Origin of the sequence: Nocardioides sp. (assembly GCA_037045645.1) — a bacterium.
Classification (GTDB): Bacteria; Actinomycetota; Actinomycetes; order Propionibacteriales; family Nocardioidaceae; genus Nocardioides.
The window spans coordinates 235826-255548 of the sequence record JBAOIH010000011.1; the positions used below are offsets into that span (position 1 = coordinate 235826).

Sequence of the window (19723 nt, forward strand, 5' to 3'; positions counted from 1 at the left end):
CGTACGGCGCTCTTGCGAAGGTCAGTCCTGACCCAGGCGCTTGGACATCTGCTTCTGTACGAAGAGGAACGCCGGACGTGGTGCGATCTTGGTGGCCAGACTCATCAGCTTGGAGTCGACGCCGACATAGATGTGCAGCTTGTTCTTCTCGATCCCGGCGATCATCTGTGCCGCGGCCTTGGCCGGGGAGAGCATCGGCACGTTGACCTGCGCCTCGGCGGCCGGGTCCTCGACGCCGCTGTTGCGGGTGATCTCGGTCTTGACCGCGCCCGGGAAGATCACCGACACCTGCACAGGGGTGTCGACGAGTTCGGTGAAGAGGCCCTCGCTGAGCAGGCGTACGGCAGCCTTGCTCGCGCCATAGATCGTCTGGCCGGGGAACGGGAAGAAGCCGCCCATGCTCGACACGTTGACCAGGTGGGCCTCTTGCCTTGCGACGAGGTGCGGCAAGAACGCCCGACACATCGACAGCGTCCCGTAAAGGTTGACGTTGAGCACCCGGTCGACCGTGGCGTCGTCGAGGTCGATCACGTTGTCGAAGGGCTGAATGATGCCCGCGTTGTTGATCACGCCGTCGACGTGGCCGTGGGCGTCAAGGACCGCCTGCGGGAGCGCGTTGACCGCGTCCTTGTCGGTGATGTCGACGACGTGGGTGGAGATGCTCGCACGCCCCGCGAAGCGCGCCAGACCTTCGTCGCTGCGGTCGACGGCGGCCACCCGGCCACCCTTGGCGAGAAGCTGCTCGGTGAGTTCGCGGCCCATGCCGCTGCCGGCTCCCGTGACGACCCAGACCTTATTGGCGATGCGCATAGGCCGAGCGTAGTGCGGGCCTGCGTCAAGCCCCGAGGACGTAGTCGATCTCGATCCGGGGCAGTCGTCGTTCGTGGATCCGAATCAACGCCCGTGGTCGGGTTGCGTACGAGTGCCCGGTCGGCGTGGTGGACGCGATCGCACCGCCCGGCGCCGCTCTGGCAGACCAGCCGTGAGCCTGCTTGGCGTAGTTGCAGGCTTCACAGAGCCCTTGACCGTTGCTGGCGGTCGTCTCGCCGCCGGTGTGCGCCTCGTGGGCGTGGTCGGTGTGCCGGATCGGTGCATCGCACCAAGGCGTCCGGCAAGTCTGATCGCGCAGCCGGATGAAGCGGCGCAGGCCACCACGGAACACGCGGGACCTGGCATCCATCGACACCAGCTCACCGGTCTCGGGGTGGGTGTAGAGCCTGCGGATCCAGACCTTGTCGCCGCCATCGAGGGTGCGTGCCACGATCTCGCGCGCCAACTCGGCAGGGATCGGGCCGTAGCCGTCGAGGTGGGCAGCGTCGTCGGCGCCGTCGAAGAGGGCGCTGTCGGTCATCACGAGTCCGACGGAGATCGCGGTCGACGACTTCGAGCCGGTCAGGGCTTCCACCAGCGCATCGGCCATCACCTGCCCGCGCCCGCCGGGGTCACCGTTTGCGCTGTGAGTGTCGGCTGTGCGGCGCGCACTTCGCCGCGACCTCTCGCGCTCCCACGCTTCCAGCTTGTCGGCATCGCTAGCAACCAGGCGGTCGATCTCGCGACGCAGCTCAAGGTCGACGCAGGCCGTCTCACGCGCGATGACGGTGGCGGTCCATTCGGTGATCCGACCAGCCCGCCACGCGGCCCAGGTGTGCGGGAGTTCGTCGACGACCACCTTGGCGAGACCCAGGTGTCGCTCACCTCGATGGGGCGACTCGCGACGGGCGTACGCGAACTGGGCGGCGATCCCACGGCCGCGTCGCGCCGCCGGCACTCCCCGGAGAGCAGCAGCGTCACGCTGGGAGGCGTCGAACTCCGCGGACAGCTGCGCTTGCGCGGCGGTCGCAACGCACACGAGTTGCTCCAGAGCCCTGATCGCAGCGATCCGCGCGGCGTCATCGAGACCGGTCGGGTCGCTGAGGGCGGCGCTGAGGCCGACCGTCACGCGCTGCACGCTCGACTCGGACAGCACGTGGTCAGCAAGGCTCTGACCTGCGTCTTCTCCCGGATTTTCGAACATGCGTTCACTCTAGACTGGAGCGCCGACATTCCCGGTTGACGCGGTGATGGAGCCGCCACGCCCACCGCGTTAGGACGCCACTCCGGTCTGCACCCGCCACAGCCCCGAGTAGACACCGTCGTTCGCCAACAGTTCGTCATGCGTACCCGCCTCGACGACCCGGCCCGCGTCCAGCACCCAGATGCGGTGGGCATGCCGGACGGTGGAGAGGCGGTGCGCCACGACCAGTGCCGTGCACTCGGAGGTGAGGTGGCGCAGGGACTCCTGGATCGCGGCCTCGGTGTCGTTGTCGACGGCGCTGGTGGCTTCGTCGAGGACGAGCACAGCGGGATCGCGCAGCAGGGCCCGGGCCAAGGCGATGCGTTGCCGCTGGCCACCTGACAGGTTCACGCCGCGCTCGCCGAGCATGGTGTCGAAGCCGTCGGGCAGCGCCTCGATGAAGTCGACGGCGGCAGCCCCGACGGCGGCCTCACGGATCTGGTCGCGGGTGGCGTCCGGTCGACCGTAAGCGATGTTGTCGGCGATCGTGCCGGAGAAGACGAAGACGTCCTGGGCGACATACCCGACCGAGCCTCGCAGCGATTCCCAGTCGAGTTCGCGGATGTCGGTGCCGTCGAGCAGGACCTGGCCCTCGCGCGGGTCGTCGAAGCGCAACACCAGCCGCAGCAGCGACGACTTGCCGGCACCGGTGGCGCCGACGATGGCGTGCGTCTCGCCGGCGGGGATGACCATATCGACGTCGCTGATCACGTCGGGGCCGTCGGCATAACCGGCACGTACGCCGCGCAACTCGACGCGACCTCGTACGGGCATCGAGAGTGCGGTGGTGCCGGGGAAGACGTGCACCGGCTCGTCGAGCAGCCGCAGAATGCGGGTCGCCGACGCGCGGCCACGTTGATAGAGATCGAGCACCTGCGCCACGTCGGTCAGCGGCCACAGCAGCCGTTGGGTCATGAAGACCAGCACGGAATACAACCCCACCTCCAGGTCGCCGCGCAGGGTCGCCCAGCCGCCGATCAGCAGCGTGCAGGTGAAGCCGGCGAGGATCGCCATCCGTACGAGGGGCACGAAGGCCGCGCTGGAACGGATCGCGTCGAGGTTGGCCTGGCGATAGGCAGAGGACAGCGCGGCCACCCGGTCGCGTTCGCGCGCCTCTGCGGTGAATGCCTTGATGGTGGCGATGCCGGCAAGATTGGCGCTGAGGGTGCCGGACAGGTCGGCCACGGTCGTACGCACGCGCGCGTAGAGCGGCTCGAGGCGCTTCTGGAAGACCAACGAACCGACGACGATGACGGGGATCGGCAAGAAGGCGTAGAGGAAGAGTTCCCCACTCGCCGCGGCGAAGACGGCACCGACCAGGACGATGTTGAGCGCGGTCTGCAGGATCGAGGCGGCGCCGATGTCGAGGAACCGTTCGAGCTGGTTCACGTCGTCGTTGAGGGTCGCCAGGGTCGTGCCCGTCGCGCGGGACTCGTGCCAGGACATGTCCAGGCGCTGCGCGTGGTCGTACGCCTCGACGCGCAGCTCGTGCTCCACGCCCTGGGCCAAGCCGCGCCACAACACGTCGGCCACGTATTCGGAAGCCGACTCGATGATCCAGACCACGACGTTGATCACCGCGATCCAGCCCAGCTGGGCAAACCGTGAGTCGACCCCAAGCAGGTCGCCGACGAAGGAGTCGTCGCCGCGCACCACCACGTCGACCGCGGCACCGATCAGCAACTCGGGCATCACGTCAGCGACCTTGTTGATCGTCGACATCAGCACGGCGGCCAGGAATCGACCGCGGAACTGGCGATGGCGGCGCCACAGTGCGCGCAGCGGCTGGTCGGGATCAACGGGACGGGACAACACAACTCCTACGGCGGGCACTCGGCCCGGCAAGGCTACGAGGTGGAGCGGGGCCCGGGCGCTGGGAGCAGTTCCGTAGTGTCCAGATCATGAAGCTTCCCAGGACTAGACGACCTCCTGCGCCGCATCCCGCTGAGCAACAAGATCCCCGGCATCGCGGGCGAGAAAGTGCTGCTCGAGCTCGATCTTGGTCGCGGCATCTCCGAGACGTCGCCGACGAATCCGCTGGAGGCGCTGCGCGCCCTGCGTACGCCTCAATTGCGCACGCTCGTCTCGCATCTGCGCAAGGCGGAGACCGACGACTCGGTCGTCGGCCTGATCGGGATCCTGCACGGTGGTGGCCTCACGCTCTCGCAGGCGGACGAACTGCGGGCTGCCGTACGCTCCTTCCGCGCGAGCGGCAAGCCGGCGTACGCCTTCAGTCCTGCATTCGGCGAGCTCGGCGAGGGCAACGTCGGCTATCACCTCGCGACGGCGTTCGAGCAGATCTGGCTGCAACCGGCGTCGTCTCTCGGCCTCGTGGGGTTCACCGCGTCCGGCACGTTCTTCAAGGGCACGCTCGACAAACTCGGATTGGAGCCGCAGTTCGGCCAGCGCCACGAATACAAGAGCGCTGCCGACACGTTCATGCGTACGAGCTTCACCGAAGCCAACCGGGAGATGACCACGCGCCTGGTCGAGTCGATCACCGAGCAGGTGGTGGCGGCGGTGGCTGCGGACCGGTCGTTGTCCTCGGAAGACGTACGAGACGCGATGTCGCAGGCACCGCTGACGCCCGAGGAGGCGTTGGATCGCAACCTGATCGACCACATCGGGCACCGCGACGAGGCGTACGAAGCGCTGCGTTCTCGCATCGGCGTCGCCGAGCCGACGTTGCGTTATGTGGAGCGGCAGGGAGTGAGCCGGTTCGGTGGCATCCTGGAGCAGCTGCCCAAGCCGGGATCGTCACCTCGGGTGGCGATCATCGAGGCGGTCGGGCCGATCTCGGTCGGCCACGCGTCGCCCGGGCCGGGCGGGCACAGCATCGGGTCGGACTCCCTCGGCGCTGCCTTGCGGGCGGCGGCCAAGGACAAGGACGTCAAGGCCGTCGTACTCCGCATCGACAGCCCCGGCGGCTCGGCAGTCGCCTCCGACGCGATCCGTCGCGACATCTTGCAACTGCGCGCGGCGGGCAAGCCGGTGGTCGCGTCGATGGCCTCGGTCGCGGCGTCGGGTGGCTATTACATCGCGATGCCGTGCGACCACATCGTTGCGTCTGCGGGCACCTTGACCGGGTCGATCGGGGTGCTGGCGGGCAAGTTCGTCGTACGAGAAGCGCTGGACAAGCTGGGCATCGGACACGAGCTGATCGCGGGATCGCCGCGGGCCGCGATGCTGTCCGGGGTGGCGCCGTTCTCGAAGGACGAGTGGGCCGTTCTGGACGCCTGGTTGGACCGGATCTATGACGACTTCACCACCAAGGCGGCGTCCGATCGGAGCATGCCGGTCGACGATCTGCGTGCTGTCGCGCGGGGGCGGGTCTGGACTGGCGCGGACGCTCTCTCCCATGGGCTGGTCGATCAGCTCGGAGGGATGGGGGATGCGCTCGACAAGGCGTGCTCGCTGATCGGGGCTTCGCGGACGGACGTACAGGCCGTGCCCTATCCCAAGCCGCATCCGCTCGCGGCGTTCTCGCCGCCGGAGAGTTCGGAGTCGGTGGGCGTGTCGGCTCTCTCGGTCGAGGGGCCGATGCTCTGGCAGACGCTGATGACTGGTCTGACCCAACTGACAGGTTGGCGGCCGGCAGGTGTGCTGAGCCTGCCCCCGCTGCGACTGCCCGGCGTACTGCCGCGCTGACTCGAGGTTCAGCAGTTGCCCGAGCGCGACTTCACCGTGGCGAACCTGACGTCGGGTGCCTGTGAACTCATCGGCTCCAACATCACGTCAAAACAGACCGCTTCGTCGGAGCCAGTGGCGAGCTCGATGGTGTAGGAAACGTTCGCCCCGTCCGTGGTCAGCTCGGACACTTCGGCGTCGAGATCTCCCTCGACTTCGTCAGCCATGAGTTGCACCAGCCGGTCGCTGGTGACCGGGCCGTAGTTGCCGCTGGCCTGTCGCGCGGCCTTGCTGGCCGCAGCGTCGAGTTCATCTTGCCCACCGGTCGAGCCGAGGCTCAAGGTGACCGCGAAGAGCGCCATCGCCAGGCCCGGCACCAGCATGATCGCCAGGGTCGACTTCCGTGCGTCCTCGGGGACGCCCAAACGTACGATCACGGGCCAGGCCAAGCACAACGCGAGCACCCACGGCACCCAGATCGGCAGAGTCATGGCCTGCATTTTCCCTTCGCGCTGCTGTGCCAAACAGGTGTTTGTTCATGCTTCGGGTCGGGTATCGCCCGATCAACTTAGACGTGGGGAATGAGGCGTGAAGTGAGCGACTACTCGGGAGCCAGCTCGATGATCGGCAAGATCAAACGTGCGGCGATCGACTGCTATATGACCGACGAGTCCAACTACTACGAGATCGACGGCGACCGTTATCGATACCGGGGCTCCGCCAGGGGCTCCACACAGTATTGCTCGCGTCCGGGTTCGGACGGCGAGGGTGGTGGAGACGCCTCGATCAGTGGACTGCCCGACTTCCTGGTCAACCACTTGGACGCACAGTGGCGTGCGGCTTTCGACTCGATCCGCGGTCAGGTCGACGACATCTTCAAAGATCTCAAGGGCGTCCCGACCGGAACCAGTCTCTATTTCGAGGAGACCCGTGCGATGTCGGCAGCCGAGATGTTGACACCACGCGGTGCGACGACCGCGCTCACGCCCGGCGGCGGCTCTGCTCTCTCCCTCAACAACCCGCAACTCTCGCAGCGGGTCAACGCCGTCCACGGCTATTGCTATCGCCTTTCGTCACAAACCATCGACGCGTTTCGACAGAGGTACGCCGACCGCCTCGGCGCCATCCTCGACGGTCAGGCCGCGCTCGCGGCAACCTTGGGCATGGCGGCGGCTGGACAGGTCGCGGTCTTCCAGAAGCTTCGCGAAGACATCGCGAAGTTCGCCGACGAAGCCCTGTATTCACTCGAGACTCTCGCCGGCGAGAATCAGACCAGCACAGGCACGGGCGCGCCGTTCGCAGTCGGAGGAGCCCTCCTCAGCATCGCCAGCTTGTCGACCGGCCCTGGCGCCGCCGCGCTCGCCACAGCTGGAGCGATCTCGGGTCTGATCTCAGATCTTTGGCCGGATCCACCTGCGAAGAAGACTGTGACGTTCGGCGGAGGCAATGTCGACGCGGTTCTCCAGTCGATGTCCGACGGAAAGACCAAGATTCTGGAGACTCCCCTCGATGACGAGACTGCGATCGAGACGGCGCTGAAGAACGCACACGAGGCGGTGCGTTCCATGCCGGGAGCCTTCGACATCGCCCGCCCGAACTACCCAGGGGGCGGCGGCACTAACGAGACCGTGGGAGGCCCTGGGACGATCCAGCAAAACCACGATGACATGCAGCGCCTTGCCGCCACCTGTGAACTGGTGTCGGAGGTCGTCCATGAGGCGAAGAGTTATGTGTCGAATGCTGATCAGGGCAGCGGCGAGTGGAACCGGCCGGCTGGCATTGGGCTCGGCACCACCGGGCCGTACAGCGCCTTCAACGATCTGGCTGCCGACGTCGTCGTGCTGACCAGGAACACCGCCGAGGAGTTGGGGGAAGCCGCGACAAAGTTGATCAAGGCGTCCTTGAACTTCCAAGCCACCGACGGCGAGATCGCCAGCACCTTGGGCAGAGAAGCCTCCGAGCTGCGCCAGGCTGAAGAGGATGGCGACTTGCTGTTCGACTGACCCTGAGTCGGTTGATAGGCCAAGCTGTCCCCCATGTCTGACGAGGGGCTCGCACCCGGTCTGCACGAGGCGCTGATCACGACCGAGCTCGCGCAGCGACTCGAACTGGTCACCGGCGCGCAGTTGGGTGGCGTCGACGCGGCCGACCTGCCGTACGTCCTCGCGCGCCACGTCGCCGAGAACGCTCGGCGCGCGTTTGCTTCCGGCAGTGCAGAGGACGCGCTCGCGCTCGCCAACCAACTGCTCGTGACTCTCGCTGACGCGGAGGTCAGTGCACCCCCCGCCCAACTGCTCCGCATCGCACCAGAGCCAGGCCCAGGTGTGCTCACCTTCCCCGACGTACGCCCGCGCACGCCGCTATCCGATGCCGCGCTGCTGACGAACGCCATCTCCGAACCCTCCCTGGGTCCCGAGCTGCGGACCGAGGTCGACACGTCTGATCACGTCGATCTGCTGTGTGCGTTCGTACGTTGGGCGGGGCTGCGGTTGCTCGATCCGGAGCTGCGACGGCTGCGCGAACGCGCCGGTCGGCTGCGGGTGATCACGACGACCTACACCGGCTCGACCGAGCGACGCGCACTCGACCATCTGGTGCGGGAGTACGACGCCGAGGTCAAGGTGCAGTACGACGCCCAGCGCACCCGGCTACATGCGAAGGCGTGGATGTTTCACCGGGCAACCGGTTTCGACACGGCGTACGTCGGCTCGTCCAACCTCACGCACACCGCGATGCTGGAGGGGGTCGAGTGGAACGTACGCCTGTCGCGGGTCGCCACCCCGACGCTGCTGGAGAAGTTCAATGCCACCTTCGACACCTATTGGCACGACTCGGCGTTCGAGGTCTACCGACCTCGTGAAGACGCGGCCCGGCTCGACCACGCGCTGGCCGAGGCCGGCGGCCGGATCAGTCGCGATCGGATCACGCTGTCGCTGTCGGGGCTGGACGTCACTCCGTACCCCTATCAGCAGGAGATGCTCGACGAGATCGAGGCCGAACGAGTCGTCCACGATCGGCACCGCAACCTCGTCGTGGCAGCCACCGGGACGGGCAAGACCGTGGTAGCCGCGCTGGACTATCGGCGGCTGATCACCGACCCGGCGCGCAAGCCGTCGCTGCTCTTCGTCGCGCACCGCAAGGAGATCCTGACCCAGTCGCTACGCACCTATCGTGAGGTGTTGAGCGACGCGAACTTCGGCGAGCTCTATGTCGATGGCGAGTTCCCCACGCAGTGGCGCCACGTCTTCGCGAGCGTGCAGTCGTTGACGTCGTACGGCGTCTCGCAGCTGCCGGCCGATGCCTTCGACCTCGTGGTGATCGACGAGTTCCACCACGCTGCGGCGGCCACCTACCGGGCGCTGCTCGACCGCCTGTCCCCGCGTGAGCTGCTGGGTCTGACGGCCACCCCCGAGCGTGCCGACGGGGTCAATGTGCGCGACGCGTTCTTCGACGGGCGTACGGCGACCGAGTTGCGGTTGTGGGATGCCCTGGGCGCCGAGTTGTTGTGCCCGTTCCACTATTTCGGGATCGCGGACAACACCGACCTTTCGCAGGTGGCGTGGAAGCGCGGGCGTTATGACGATGCCGAGCTGAGCCGGCTCTTTACCGGCAACGACGCGCGTACGCGGATCGTGTTGAAGCAACTCCAGGAGAAGGTGCTCGACCCGGGATCGATGCGGGCGCTGGGCTTCTGCGTAAGCATCGACCACGCGGTCTATATGGCTGCTGCGTTCAACGCGGCGGGCATCGCGTCGCTGGCGCTGACGTCTCGCAGCAGTGGCGCGGAGCGGCTGGAGGCGCTCGCCGCGTTGCGGGATGGCACGGTCAACGCGCTCTTCGTGGTCGATCTCTTCAACGAGGGCGTCGATATCCCGAGCGTCGACACGGTGCTGTTCTTGCGGCCCACCGAGAGCGCGACGATCTTCTTGCAGCAACTTGGCCGCGGGTTGAGGCGTACGGCCGACAAGGCGGTGCTGACCGTGCTCGACTTCGTCGGCCACCAGCACAAGCGGTTTCGTTGGGATCTCAAGCTCACCGCCTTGACGGGACTCTCGCGGTCGCGGCTGGGTGCCGCGGTGGATGAGGACTTCCCGTTCCTGCCCAGCGGCTGCCAGATCGTGATGGACAAATCGACCCAGGCGGCGGTGTTGGCCAACCTGAAGTCGCAGGTGGGTGGGCGGTGGAGCGATCTGCTCTTCGAACTGCGCTCGATCGGGGATGTTGATCTGCGCGGGTATCTCATCGAGTCGGGTGCGATGCTGCCCGATGTCGTACGCGGGGATCGGTCGTGGACGCGGCTGCGGCGCGAGGCTGGGTTCGAGTCGCGGCCGGCCGGACCCCTGGAGGGAGCGCTGCTCAAACGGGGGCGGTCGCTCGTACATGTGGACGACGCGGTGCGCGCCGCTGCGTACTCACGGCTGCTTTCGGGACTGGACGCGGAATCTAGGCTGGAGCAGCAACTGGCCGCGATGTTGTTCTTCTCGCTGTGGCCGGGTGGTGGCGGGTTTGCCAGTGTGGAGGAGGGGCTGGCGGCGTTGCGGGCAGAGCGTCCCGCCGCCGAAGAACTGTCGACGTTGGTGGACCTCGGCTTCTCCTCGGCGCGGCGAGCGACGTCTCCCTTGTCGCTCGACGTTCCTCTTGCGGTGCATGGCCGCTATCGACGTGAGGAGGTGCTGGCGGCGCTGGGGGACGCGTCGGTGGCGAAACCGCCGGTGAACTTCCGCGAGGGGGTGCTGTGGGTGCCCGATCTCAACGTCGACGCGTTCTTCATTCAATTGCACAAGTCGGAGGCCGCCTTCTCGCCGACGACGATGTATCGCGACTATCCGATCAGCCCGACGCTGTTTCACTGGGAGTCGCAGAGTCGTACGTCTCTTGCGTCGCCCACCGGACAGCGCTATCTGAGCGGGGCGAGCACGGTGCTGCTGTTCTGTCGTCAGACGTCGTCGGATGAGTACGGCTCCGGCGCGCCCTACCTCTTCCTCGGACCGGCGTCGTACGTCTCGCATTCGGGCGAGCGGCCGATCGCGATCACGTGGCGGCTGGAGACGCCGATGCCGATCGACTTCTTCACTGCCGCGAAGGTGGTCGCGACGTGAGTCAGGCACCCGCCAAGGGCGTTGCGCACTCGAAGCAGTAGCCCTGGGAGATCTCTTCGTCCGACGGCGTGTGGCGGCAGTCAGGATTCGCGCACGGCTTGGCTGCCGGGGCTGGCGCGGGCGACGCGGGCGTTGGAGGCACCACACCTGAGAGTCCGCCGGCCCCGGATCCGCCTCCGCCGAGGGCGGGTCCACCGGCCGGGGCGATCGGGGAGGTGCACTCGACGCAGAAGCCGGCAGTTATCGAATCCCGGGAGAGTTCGCGCTTGCAGTTGCTGCATGGTGGCCCGGCTCGCCGTCTCTCGCCTGGCCGGGGCGCATGTCCTGCCGACGTCATCACGAGCGCCGCGAGCATCTGGACGATGAGGTCCATGTGACGAGCATCGGGATCGAACGCGGATTCGCGGGCCAGCCGATCCAGCAGACTTCCCACACCGCTGATGGGAACGTTGCCGGTCCACGACAACTGCGGAATGTCGCCGAGACCGTTGTGGCGCGGCAGCATCGTCACCTCGGCATGCACCTTGGCCCGGATGCCCATCCCGTCCAGTTTCGCGACCCACCTGTCTCGCGCCACCGAAAGGCTCTTGCCCATCAGGCGCGCTTCTCCCACTTGACCACCATCAGTGAGGTCGACGGCGACCAGCTGATCACCGTCGGTGAGCCACCTCACGCCGCCTTGCGCAAAGTTCTTGACATCGATGAGCCATAGCGATCGACCGGTCAACACCACACAGTCGACGCCTCCTACGGCGTTCAAACTGGCGCCGACGGCACCCTCCTGTGGCAGTTGAACATTCCAAAACACTGCGTGTTTGGCATGAATGCCGCGAGCGCTCAGAGCCCGCGCAAAGTGCTGCTGTCCCTCCCGCACACGCTTGGCTGCCTGGTCTTGCGCATTGCCCAGCGACAGTCCGGGTGCACCCCACACATTGGGATCGGTCGCAATGGGCTGGTCGGCCAGGGCGTCAGGCTCGAGGCCCGTTTGTTGGCCCGGGCCGACCGCGACCTCGCGCCACCGTTGCTCGCGATGGATCTTGGCCGCGTGGCGTTGCTCGGCAACACGGGCGTCGGCGACCTGCTTCTGCTTGGCCTGGCGTGCCGCGTTCGCAGCAGACAGGCTCTTGAACCCGGTGCGCAGGCTCCACTTGCCCTGGAAGAAGACCAACGTCATCGCGGCGACCCAGGCGAGTTGGAAAGGCATGAAGATCAGATTGCGCGTGAGCAAGGACCAATTCATGATCGCGATCAGTGTGATCAGGACCAGGAAGCACCAGCTCACCCAGCGTTTCGCCGGCCTCGCACCCAGGACGCGATAGACGGCGAAACACACGACCACGCCCGCGCCCCCCACCGGAGCCTCAGCCCAATACATGACGACCACCAGAGTCAGGAAAGCCACCAGGATCTTCATCGGGATGCTGGCTTTAGCCATGTGTGCTCCGGTCGTTCTTGATGGCCCTGACGATATATTCGGCAAGCGAGTCGTCAGACTCCTGCCACCCAGCCAGTGTGCGATGTGGCGTTGCGGTCGACAGGTCGCGCACCTTTGCGCCCTTGCCTCCGGGTGAATGCCAGAAGAGATCTGGCAAGCGTCCGCTGCTTCCTCCTGCGAAGTAGTAGAACGGGTCGTCCTTGCTGCCCACCGCGCTCCGCATCTGGAATCCCATGCCGGAACCTCCTTGCCAATAGACCTCGGCCACCCCCAACGCGGCGAGCGCTGGACCGGGAGGCACTCCTGTGCCGGGAGCGGCGCCAGGAGCAAGTGACCGGACGGCTTCGCCGACGTACGCCGAGATGGCCGCACGCGCTGTCACTCGGTCATCCGGCGTCAGCTCAAGTGGCGCCTCGATCGGAGGTCGCACGGGCGCGATGGGGGCTGGCTCGACGGAGGCTGGCTCGGGGGTGGCCTGCGGTTGCCTGCCAACTGGCGTGTCTGGGGAGACGGCTGGATCGGTGGCCACCTTGCCGTCCACCTTCGGCAAGCCTGCCCTGTCACACGCGGCTACGACGTCTGGCAACCTCAAGGTGATGAGGTCTGCGTCGGTGACCTCTTTGTCATAGATCCGGGTGTCGCGGATCTGAATGGCGGAGTCGACCACGGCGATGATGGAGCGCGCGTTGCCCCAGGTCTCGCGCTCAAACATTCCGATCTCCTCGGCGGCCGCGAGCCGAGTCGCCAGGACTGGCAGACATCCGGGCGCAAGACTCTGCCCCGACCGCTGCGCATGGTGAACCGCTATCTGCGTGAGCTCGGCAGCGCTATAGGCGCCGAACTCGATCGTCTTGCCGAACCGGCTCTCCAGGCCCGAGTTGGATGCCAGGAACTCGGCAATCTCGTCCGGGTAACCGGCGATGATGGTCAAGAACTCGCCCTCGTCATCTGTCAGCCGCTTGACGAGTGTGTCGATCGCTTCCAGGCCGAAGTCTTGCGGCCCGCCACGCGCGAGGGAGTACGCCTCGTCAATGAACAAGACACCACCCAGGGCACGGTCGATTACAGAACCCGTAAGAGGTGCCGTCTGACCGACGTGTTGCGCCACCAGATCGCTGCGATCTACCTCGACGAACCCACCCGGCGACAGCAGCCCCGCAGCCGCGTAGAGCCGGCCGATGAGGCGCGCAACCGTGGTCTTGCCGGTGCCCGGCGGCCCGACGAACTCAAGATGAGTCAACTTCGGTGGCGCGGAGTCGAGACCGCGCTCGAAGCGGCGATTGGCCGCTTGAGCCGCCGCCAGGATTTCGATGACCTGGCTCTTCACTTGTGGTTGGCCGATCAGCGAGTCGAGTTCAGCCAGCACCGCATCGAGATCGTCCGCCTGCGACTTGATGCCCTTGCTTTGCGGCAGAGCGTGCGCGTCGCACGCAGCAGAAACGTCCTGCTTGGTCACGGTCTTCAGCGCCTCTATCGTCATCTCTGACGTCGAGATGCGCAGATCGCGAGCCGCACGCGCAGCCTTCATGAGGGTGTCAATGGCCCCGGCGTTGCCCCAACCCTTCTCGCCGAACAATCCTGCCTCTTCTGCCGCTTCGAGCCGGTCTCTCAGTTCGGAGTGGGCATCGGGGGTCAGGGTGTTTTGGTGCGTGCGCAACATCAGCTGGCCGATCTCCAGCAACTCACCCGCCGTGTAGGGAGAGAAGGAAATCCGCAGATGCGGAGGGAATCTGCGTTCAAGCCCCGGGTTGGAGCCGAGAAAGATGTCCAACTCGTCGGGGTAGCCGGCGATGATCACCGCGCGACTGCCCGGACGGTCCATTCGCCGAATCATCACCGCCACGGCATCCAGCCCGAACTCGTCACGGCCATCGTTGCCGGTAAGTTGGTAGGCCTCATCGATGAAGAGCGTGCCGCCCTCGGCTCGGTCAAAGACCGCGCTCGTCTTGGTCTCGGACTGCCCCTTGAAGCCCGCCTTGAGGGCGTCATGGCCCACCTCGACGATCTCGTCGGAGGGCAAGACTCCCAGGGCCCGATAGAGCCGCGCGATCAGCCGGGCGACAGTTGTCTTGCCCGTGCCGGGCGGCCCGGCAAAGACCAGGTTGATCTTGTTCTCGTCATCAACGGGTTGCCCGGCGGATTCACGTGCTTGATTGGTCTTGATTCGCGCCTGAATGCTGCGAATCTGCTGCTTGAGTTGGGGTTGTCCCACCAGCGCGTCGAGTTCGGCAAGCACGTCTTCCGCACTCTCGACCCGCGTGCCTGCGCGACCGATCCGCAGATCTGCAAGGGCTTTGGCCGCGTCGGCTCGGGTGATGGTCACGATCGCGTCGTCGTCGGGGATGTCTTCGGCCGCGGAGATCCGAATGTCACGCTCGGCGATCGCCGCCTCGATGATGTGGTGGATCGTACGAGCACTTTCCCAGCCCTTGATACCGAAGCCGCCGGTGTTGCGGTGTTCGTGAAGTCGGCTGGCGAGTTCGTCCAGCGCGTCATCGAGGAAGTAGTTATCGGTCTCGACCACAAGCTGTTTGGCAACAGCGACGAGTTCGTCGGGCTCGTACGCCGGGAAGCTGAGGGATTGTCGAAATGTCGATCGCAACTCGGTCTTGGAGTCGAGGAACTTCTCCATCTCGTCATCGGTGCCCGAGACGATGCACAGGAATTCTCCACCCCGCTCGGCCACCGCATCCAAGACGGACTGCACCACGGATTGGATGGCGTCGTTGTCCTCTTCCTTGGTCAGGGCATAGGCGTCATCGATGAAGAGGACGCCGTCGACGGCAGTGTCGATCAGCTCGCGCGCGCTCAGCCCCTGGCCTTGGTTGATGTAGTTGTCGAGCAGGCTCGTGCGGTTGACCTCGATCACGTTGTCGGTCCCCAGCACGCCAAGTGCTCGGTAGAGACGAGCTAGTACGCGAGCCGCGTGCGACTTGCCAGTGCCGGGTTGGCCGGCAAAAAGCAGTGGTGACACGACGGGCGTTGCGCGCAATCCCCGGCCGGTGCGCACCTCGTTGGCCCGCACCAATTGGCGTACGCGATGCGCGTGTTGTTTGACGTCGGCCAGCCCCGGCAACGCATCGATTTCGGCGAAGATCGCGTCCACGTCTTCTGCTGGCTTCGGCGCTACCAACTCGGCTGCCTGCGGCGCCGGTGCTGCGGGCGCTTGCCATCCCAGCACGGCTCCAGTGCGGAGCAGTACGGCTGCGTCGTCGCGGTCGCCCGAGCTCGACGACCAGGGTTTCAACTCGAGCACGGAGTTGGTGGGCGAGAAGCTGACGGCGATGCCTGTGGAGGTGCGGCCTCCATTGCCGCAGAGGGAGTTCGCCGCACACTGGAAGTGCGACGCGCTGACCTCGACGCGGAAGAGTGCACCCTCGGGCTTGCCCTGGATCTTGTGCGGTTTGGAACCGACAAAGATCAGGCCCGACGGCGTCGCGGCCACGACAACGCGCGGGGATCCCGCCTCCGTTGCGACTGCACTGTGGAGCACCCTGGAATCACTGATGCGCACGATGCTCGCGACGGCCGCTCCCGCGACGAGTTCGTTATAGAGATCGATGTGCGCCTGGGCATCCCACACGCCTTGGACGACCGAACTCTCGGGGGCGGAGACCAGCCGCGCCAAGACTTTGCCGCCATCGGCCGTGAGCGCGAACTCCACCTGATCGTCAGGCGCTGGCGAGAGCATTTCGGTGATGCTTTGTGCCAACGTCCCCGGCACCAGCGCCAACGCGTTCTCGGTGCCCGACGGCATCCCGATACGGGTGAACGCCAGGAGGTCGCCGTCCGTGACTGCCATCAGGACCCCGGACGCCTCGACGACCAGCAGGCAGCCGCTGGCCGCCGTGGACGCATCTGACGGACGCATCGAATCCAGCCAGGAACTCGCATCGAGAAATTCGTCAGCCCGGACGACGGCGAGCGGCTGGGATGAGACCCAGAGTTGGGATGTCACGTCAGTTCGCACCTTCGGTCCATTACTGCGGTCGACGTGTTGGCAGTGGGGCAGGCTTCGCCTGCTTCTGCGACATGGCCTTGGTTTTGGACTTCTTGAGCGCAGACGCCTTGATAGCCGCAGCCTTGAGTGGCGCTTTCGCTTGCTGGCCGATGGGAGCGGCCTTCTTGGTCGGCGCAGTCAGCGGTGTGACGACCTGCTGGGCTATCTTCTGGGCTACCTTCGGCGTCGACTTCTGGGTCGACTTCGCCACCACCTCGGTGGGAGCAACCTCGTCGTACTCCTTGGCATATCCGGCAAACTCAGCCTGCCGCTCCGCTTGGAGCGACGCCTCCAGGGCCGCCAGATCGGCTTGGCGCTCGGCCTCCAACTCCGCAGCGGTCTTGGTCTGCTCTTGGGCCTTGGGAACGCGCTTGTGACGGACCCGGCCACCGCAGTCGTCGCACTCGCAGATGGCGTACGCGTGCGCGGGGCAGGTGCCGTCGATGTGGCGAGTCTGCGAGGCGAGCGGGTCGCGCCGCGCGGCCCGGTGAGCGCTGGCATAGAAGTCCTTCAGCTCGCGCGGACTCCAATCAATCGACCCAGAGTTGGAGTCTCGGCTCCACTTGGCGAACGCTGCTGCCCGTTCCATCGTCCCGCCTCAGTCGCCGGCGTTGAGCACTTGCGCGGTCGCGGCGGCCCCTGTGTCGACCTTGGGGTCGGGTGCGTGCTCTTCTGCGGCGCCATAAAGGAACACCGACAACGCCAGGCATCCCCCTCCCGCCAGGAAGAGGAACGGCCGCTTGGCTCTGAACCGCTTAGGCGTGAAGAGCGCCCGGAAGAGGGTGAGACCGCCGATCAGCGCGATGATGGCGGCGGCCATCTGCATCAGTTGCTCCACTGCATCACTTCCTGACCCACCAGCGGAAACGGTCAAGGTCTGCGCGACGTTCCACGCCCGCTGCGTACGCCGCCTCGGCAAACTCGCCTGCCTCCTGGTCACCCGGTTCGCCGGTGTAGCCCGCGACGTAGTGAGTCGCCCACGTGTTGATCGGCGATTCGGCGAGACCCTTCTTGGCCAGCGCCGCGAAGACCAGGTCACGCGAGCGAGGCGTCGGGCTATCACGCAAGAGACGCCGGATCGAGGCGAAGCCGGTTTGGCCCTTGTGCAGGGACTCCTCGGCGTCATCAGCGCCCATGCCCTCAGTGAGGGTCTCCACCGCTTCGTCGAGCCACCGCTCGAACTCCGCGGTGTCGCCCTTGGCAAGGCGGGCACGAACCCAGCCTTCGCGGTGGCCCGCCAAATAGCCCACAGAGTCGGTCACCGTCGCCTTCACTGGGGCGGAGTCCAGGAAGGGAGTGATGTACCCGTCGAGAAAGCCGCGCAACCAACCGTACGCACCTACGTCCCCGCGCTCTCCCCCGAAGAGCGCGAGGGCCAAGTCGATGTCGTTGCGGACTTCGGCTTTGGGATAGACCTGGATGAGATCCATGAAGTTGGCGAACCAGCCTTCGGTCTCGGCCTCCCAGTCGTCAGGCCCTGCAGCACTTTCAGCACCGCGCACGACCTCGTCGATCACCCTGGTCGCGGTGCCGAGCGCCGCTTCAAGTCCGAAGTCGGCCATCGAGTCCGTCTGAGCTTGCTCCTCGGCCACCTCCTCGCTCGATCGGATCTCCTCGGGCAGCGTCTCGTGACGAGTCGTCCACCACTGGCTACTCAGTTGTGCGGTCGCAGTGTCGGGGGCGGGGAACGTGTCGTTGAAGGCCGACTCTCCTGCAATGGACACGAAGTGGTCGCGGATGTACCGGCGTAGTCCCACCGTTGACTGCGGGTGGAAGTACGCGAACTCGTGGACAGAACTGTCCGCAAAGGCGTCAAAGAGCACCCGCAACGCGCTCTCCGGTGTGTCCGGATCGAGCAGCTGCAACATCCCGCGATTGAGAGCCGCCGCCGACGACGTGTCCACGTGCAGCCAGGAGACGTCGCTCGGATCGTAGGCCGTCATGACTCGCGCTCCCACGGCTCGAAGGCGGTGTGATCGATGCCAGCCATGATGTAGCGCGCCCAGACTTCGCCGCCTTCGACCCAGTCAGGCGGCATCGACTGGCGCAGCCCCATCGAATTCAGCAGTTTGTCTTCCTCCTTGGTGATGACCGCGAACGTCGAGGAGCGCAGGAACCTCGCCATCTCGGCCGGCGTGGCGTCTGGGTTGGAGACCAGGGCATAGACCTGTTTTGACAGCACCTTGACGGGGATGACGTGTTCTCCGATCAGGCCCTTGCTGCCCTCGGCAGCCCGCGCCCGGGCGGCCGGAGACCAAACGGCGAAGCCGGGGAAGTATCGCCGGCCCTGCTTGGTGTCGCGCGGTCCGTCCCAATAGATGCTCACCACCATCCGCAGCAGCTTGCGTGCCTGCGAGGGGCGGCGTTCGGAATCTGCAAAGCACTGTCGCGCGACGTTGAGGATGACGGCTGCGTCGGTGAGGTCTTCCTCGGAGAGTTCGATTTCGGGGGATCGCAGTTGGGTCATGGGGTCTCCAGTTGGGAGTGGTTGGTGTGCCTCACGCGCGGACAATGTCCTTGAAGCCATCGAGGGTGCGGATGTGCTCGATGAACGCCTGGTGCATCAGACGCCCCATGTCCGGAATCTCGCGGTCGTAGCCGAGTTTCCATCCGGCGAGGTACCTGACGCCGTCTAACTCAATGGCACCCAAGGTGTCCAACACCTTGCGGTCGCGCTCTGCGTAGCGCCGCTGATAGGAGGCACTCCCCGTCGACGGGTCCTCCAGCAGGGTGTCGCCGACAAACGAAGCCTTGCCGACGGTCTCACCCACTGCCTGGCGTACGAGAGCACCAAACTCTTGCTTGAACTGAGCGACCGTCCTGATCTTGTGCTGAGCGGTGAACCGCTGCGCGATCAGGTGGATCGTGAGGTGCTTGCTCAACGGACCCACGTCTCCCACGAAGTACTTCGACCGCTCGTTTTGCTTGCGCTTGACCTCCTGCTGGGCGCTCTTGAGTTGGGGAAAGGGCGCGGCGATCTCGGCCAATGCGCGAGTGACCAACGAGTCGAGTTTGGGGTCTAGGTCGGCGGCGGAACTGAACGCCACATATCGGCTCTGGCCGCGGTCATACGTGGCAATGAGGAACTTCTCTGCGGGCTGGTCCGTAGGGATCTTGCTCAAGGCATCGAAGACTTCTCGCGAGGTCAACGACTCGTGGATCTGCAGCGCCTCCATGTGGACGCGGTAGTTCTCAGCCTTGGTCTCGGCATCAAGCCGGTCAGCCTCAGCCCGTAGTGCCTCCGCCCTGGCGAGCTCTTCCTCCTTCTTGGCCCTCCTCCTGCGCCAGACATCGATCACGCCACCGATCAGCGCTCCCCCGAAGATCAAGCCGATGAGACCACCCACGTCGGCGCTAAGAGGAATGCCCCAGAATGTCCGGCTGCCGGTCTTCATCGAGGTACATCCCGACAGGCTGGCAAGCAAAGAGACCGCCACGACGATTCTGAGGGCACGGTGACCGGGGCGGCCAAGAAGAGTTCGCACGCGTGCAGTAAAGCCCCGCGAACC

At 65.8% G+C, this 19723-nt stretch carries 14 protein-coding genes; 3 read left to right on the forward strand and 11 right to left on the reverse strand.

Annotated features, from left to right (window positions below):
* Nucleotides 1-21: 21 nt before the first annotated feature.
* The 3 genes from V9G04_19150 to V9G04_19160 form a co-directional block, all read right to left on the reverse strand.
* Nucleotides 22-810, reverse strand: coding sequence for an SDR family NAD(P)-dependent oxidoreductase (locus tag V9G04_19150; protein ID MEI2715345.1), 789 nt, complete (start codon nt 808-810; stop codon nt 22-24).
* A 25-nt stretch (nt 811-835) separates the two neighbouring features.
* A complete protein-coding gene (locus V9G04_19155) occupies nt 836-2014 on the reverse strand; it encodes an HNH endonuclease (protein MEI2715346.1) in 1179 nt (392 codons plus the stop codon).
* Nucleotides 2015-2083: 69 nt separating this feature from the next.
* The gene (locus V9G04_19160; GenBank protein MEI2715347.1) at nt 2084-3865 is read right to left on the reverse strand and encodes an ABC transporter ATP-binding protein; all 1782 of its coding nucleotides are present in this window, start codon (nt 3863-3865) and stop codon (nt 2084-2086) included.
* Nucleotides 3866-4033: 168 nt separating this feature from the next.
* On the opposite strand from V9G04_19160, the gene sppA reads away from it, so the two are divergent.
* Complete coding sequence (gene sppA, locus V9G04_19165; protein MEI2715348.1) at nt 4034-5701, forward strand: signal peptide peptidase SppA; 1668 nt, start codon at nt 4034-4036, stop codon at nt 5699-5701.
* Nucleotides 5702-5709: 8 nt separating this feature from the next.
* Here the strand turns inward: sppA and V9G04_19170 are convergent, their stop codons facing one another.
* Entirely contained in the window at nt 5710-6171 is a 462-nt protein-coding gene (locus tag V9G04_19170; GenBank protein MEI2715349.1) for a hypothetical protein, read from the reverse strand.
* Between the two features lie 102 nt (nt 6172-6273).
* On the opposite strand from V9G04_19170, the gene V9G04_19175 reads away from it, so the two are divergent.
* Both V9G04_19175 and V9G04_19180 read left to right on the forward strand, forming a co-directional pair.
* Nucleotides 6274-7683 carry a hypothetical protein gene (locus tag V9G04_19175; protein ID MEI2715350.1) on the forward strand — a complete coding sequence of 470 codons (1410 nt, stop codon included), beginning with the start codon at nt 6274-6276 and terminating at the stop codon, nt 7681-7683.
* A 33-nt stretch (nt 7684-7716) separates the two neighbouring features.
* Nucleotides 7717-10779, forward strand: a complete 3063-nt coding sequence (locus V9G04_19180; GenBank protein ID MEI2715351.1) for a DUF3427 domain-containing protein — start codon at nt 7717-7719, stop codon at nt 10777-10779.
* A gap of 1 nt (nt 10780) precedes the next feature.
* Here the strand turns inward: V9G04_19180 and V9G04_19185 are convergent, their stop codons facing one another.
* Genes V9G04_19185 through V9G04_19215 form a run of 7 tightly spaced genes read right to left on the reverse strand, consistent with a single transcriptional unit; the run spans nt 10781 to nt 19609 of the window.
* The gene (locus V9G04_19185; GenBank protein MEI2715352.1) at nt 10781-12214 is read right to left on the reverse strand and encodes a hypothetical protein; all 1434 of its coding nucleotides are present in this window, start codon (nt 12212-12214) and stop codon (nt 10781-10783) included.
* Nucleotides 12207-16172: an AAA family ATPase gene (locus tag V9G04_19190; protein ID MEI2715353.1), complete on the reverse strand. Its 3966-nt coding sequence runs from the start codon at nt 16170-16172 to the stop codon at nt 12207-12209. The genes V9G04_19185 and V9G04_19190 overlap by 8 nt, the downstream gene beginning before the upstream one ends.
* Before the next feature lie 22 nt (nt 16173-16194).
* A complete protein-coding gene (locus V9G04_19195) occupies nt 16195-16803 on the reverse strand; it encodes a hypothetical protein (protein ID MEI2715354.1) in 609 nt (202 codons plus the stop codon).
* Between the two features lie 9 nt (nt 16804-16812).
* Nucleotides 16813-17052, reverse strand: a complete 240-nt coding sequence (locus V9G04_19200; GenBank protein MEI2715355.1) for a hypothetical protein — start codon at nt 17050-17052, stop codon at nt 16813-16815.
* Between the two features lie 4 nt (nt 17053-17056).
* Nucleotides 17057-18157, reverse strand: a complete 1101-nt coding sequence (locus V9G04_19205) for a hypothetical protein (protein ID MEI2715356.1) — start codon at nt 18155-18157, stop codon at nt 17057-17059.
* Nucleotides 18154-18681, reverse strand: coding sequence for a hypothetical protein (locus V9G04_19210; protein MEI2715357.1), 528 nt, complete (start codon nt 18679-18681; stop codon nt 18154-18156). The genes V9G04_19205 and V9G04_19210 overlap by 4 nt, the downstream gene beginning before the upstream one ends.
* 31 nt (nt 18682-18712) lie before the next feature.
* Nucleotides 18713-19609, reverse strand: coding sequence for a hypothetical protein (locus tag V9G04_19215; protein ID MEI2715358.1), 897 nt, complete (start codon nt 19607-19609; stop codon nt 18713-18715).
* Nucleotides 19610-19723 lie beyond the last annotated feature (114 nt).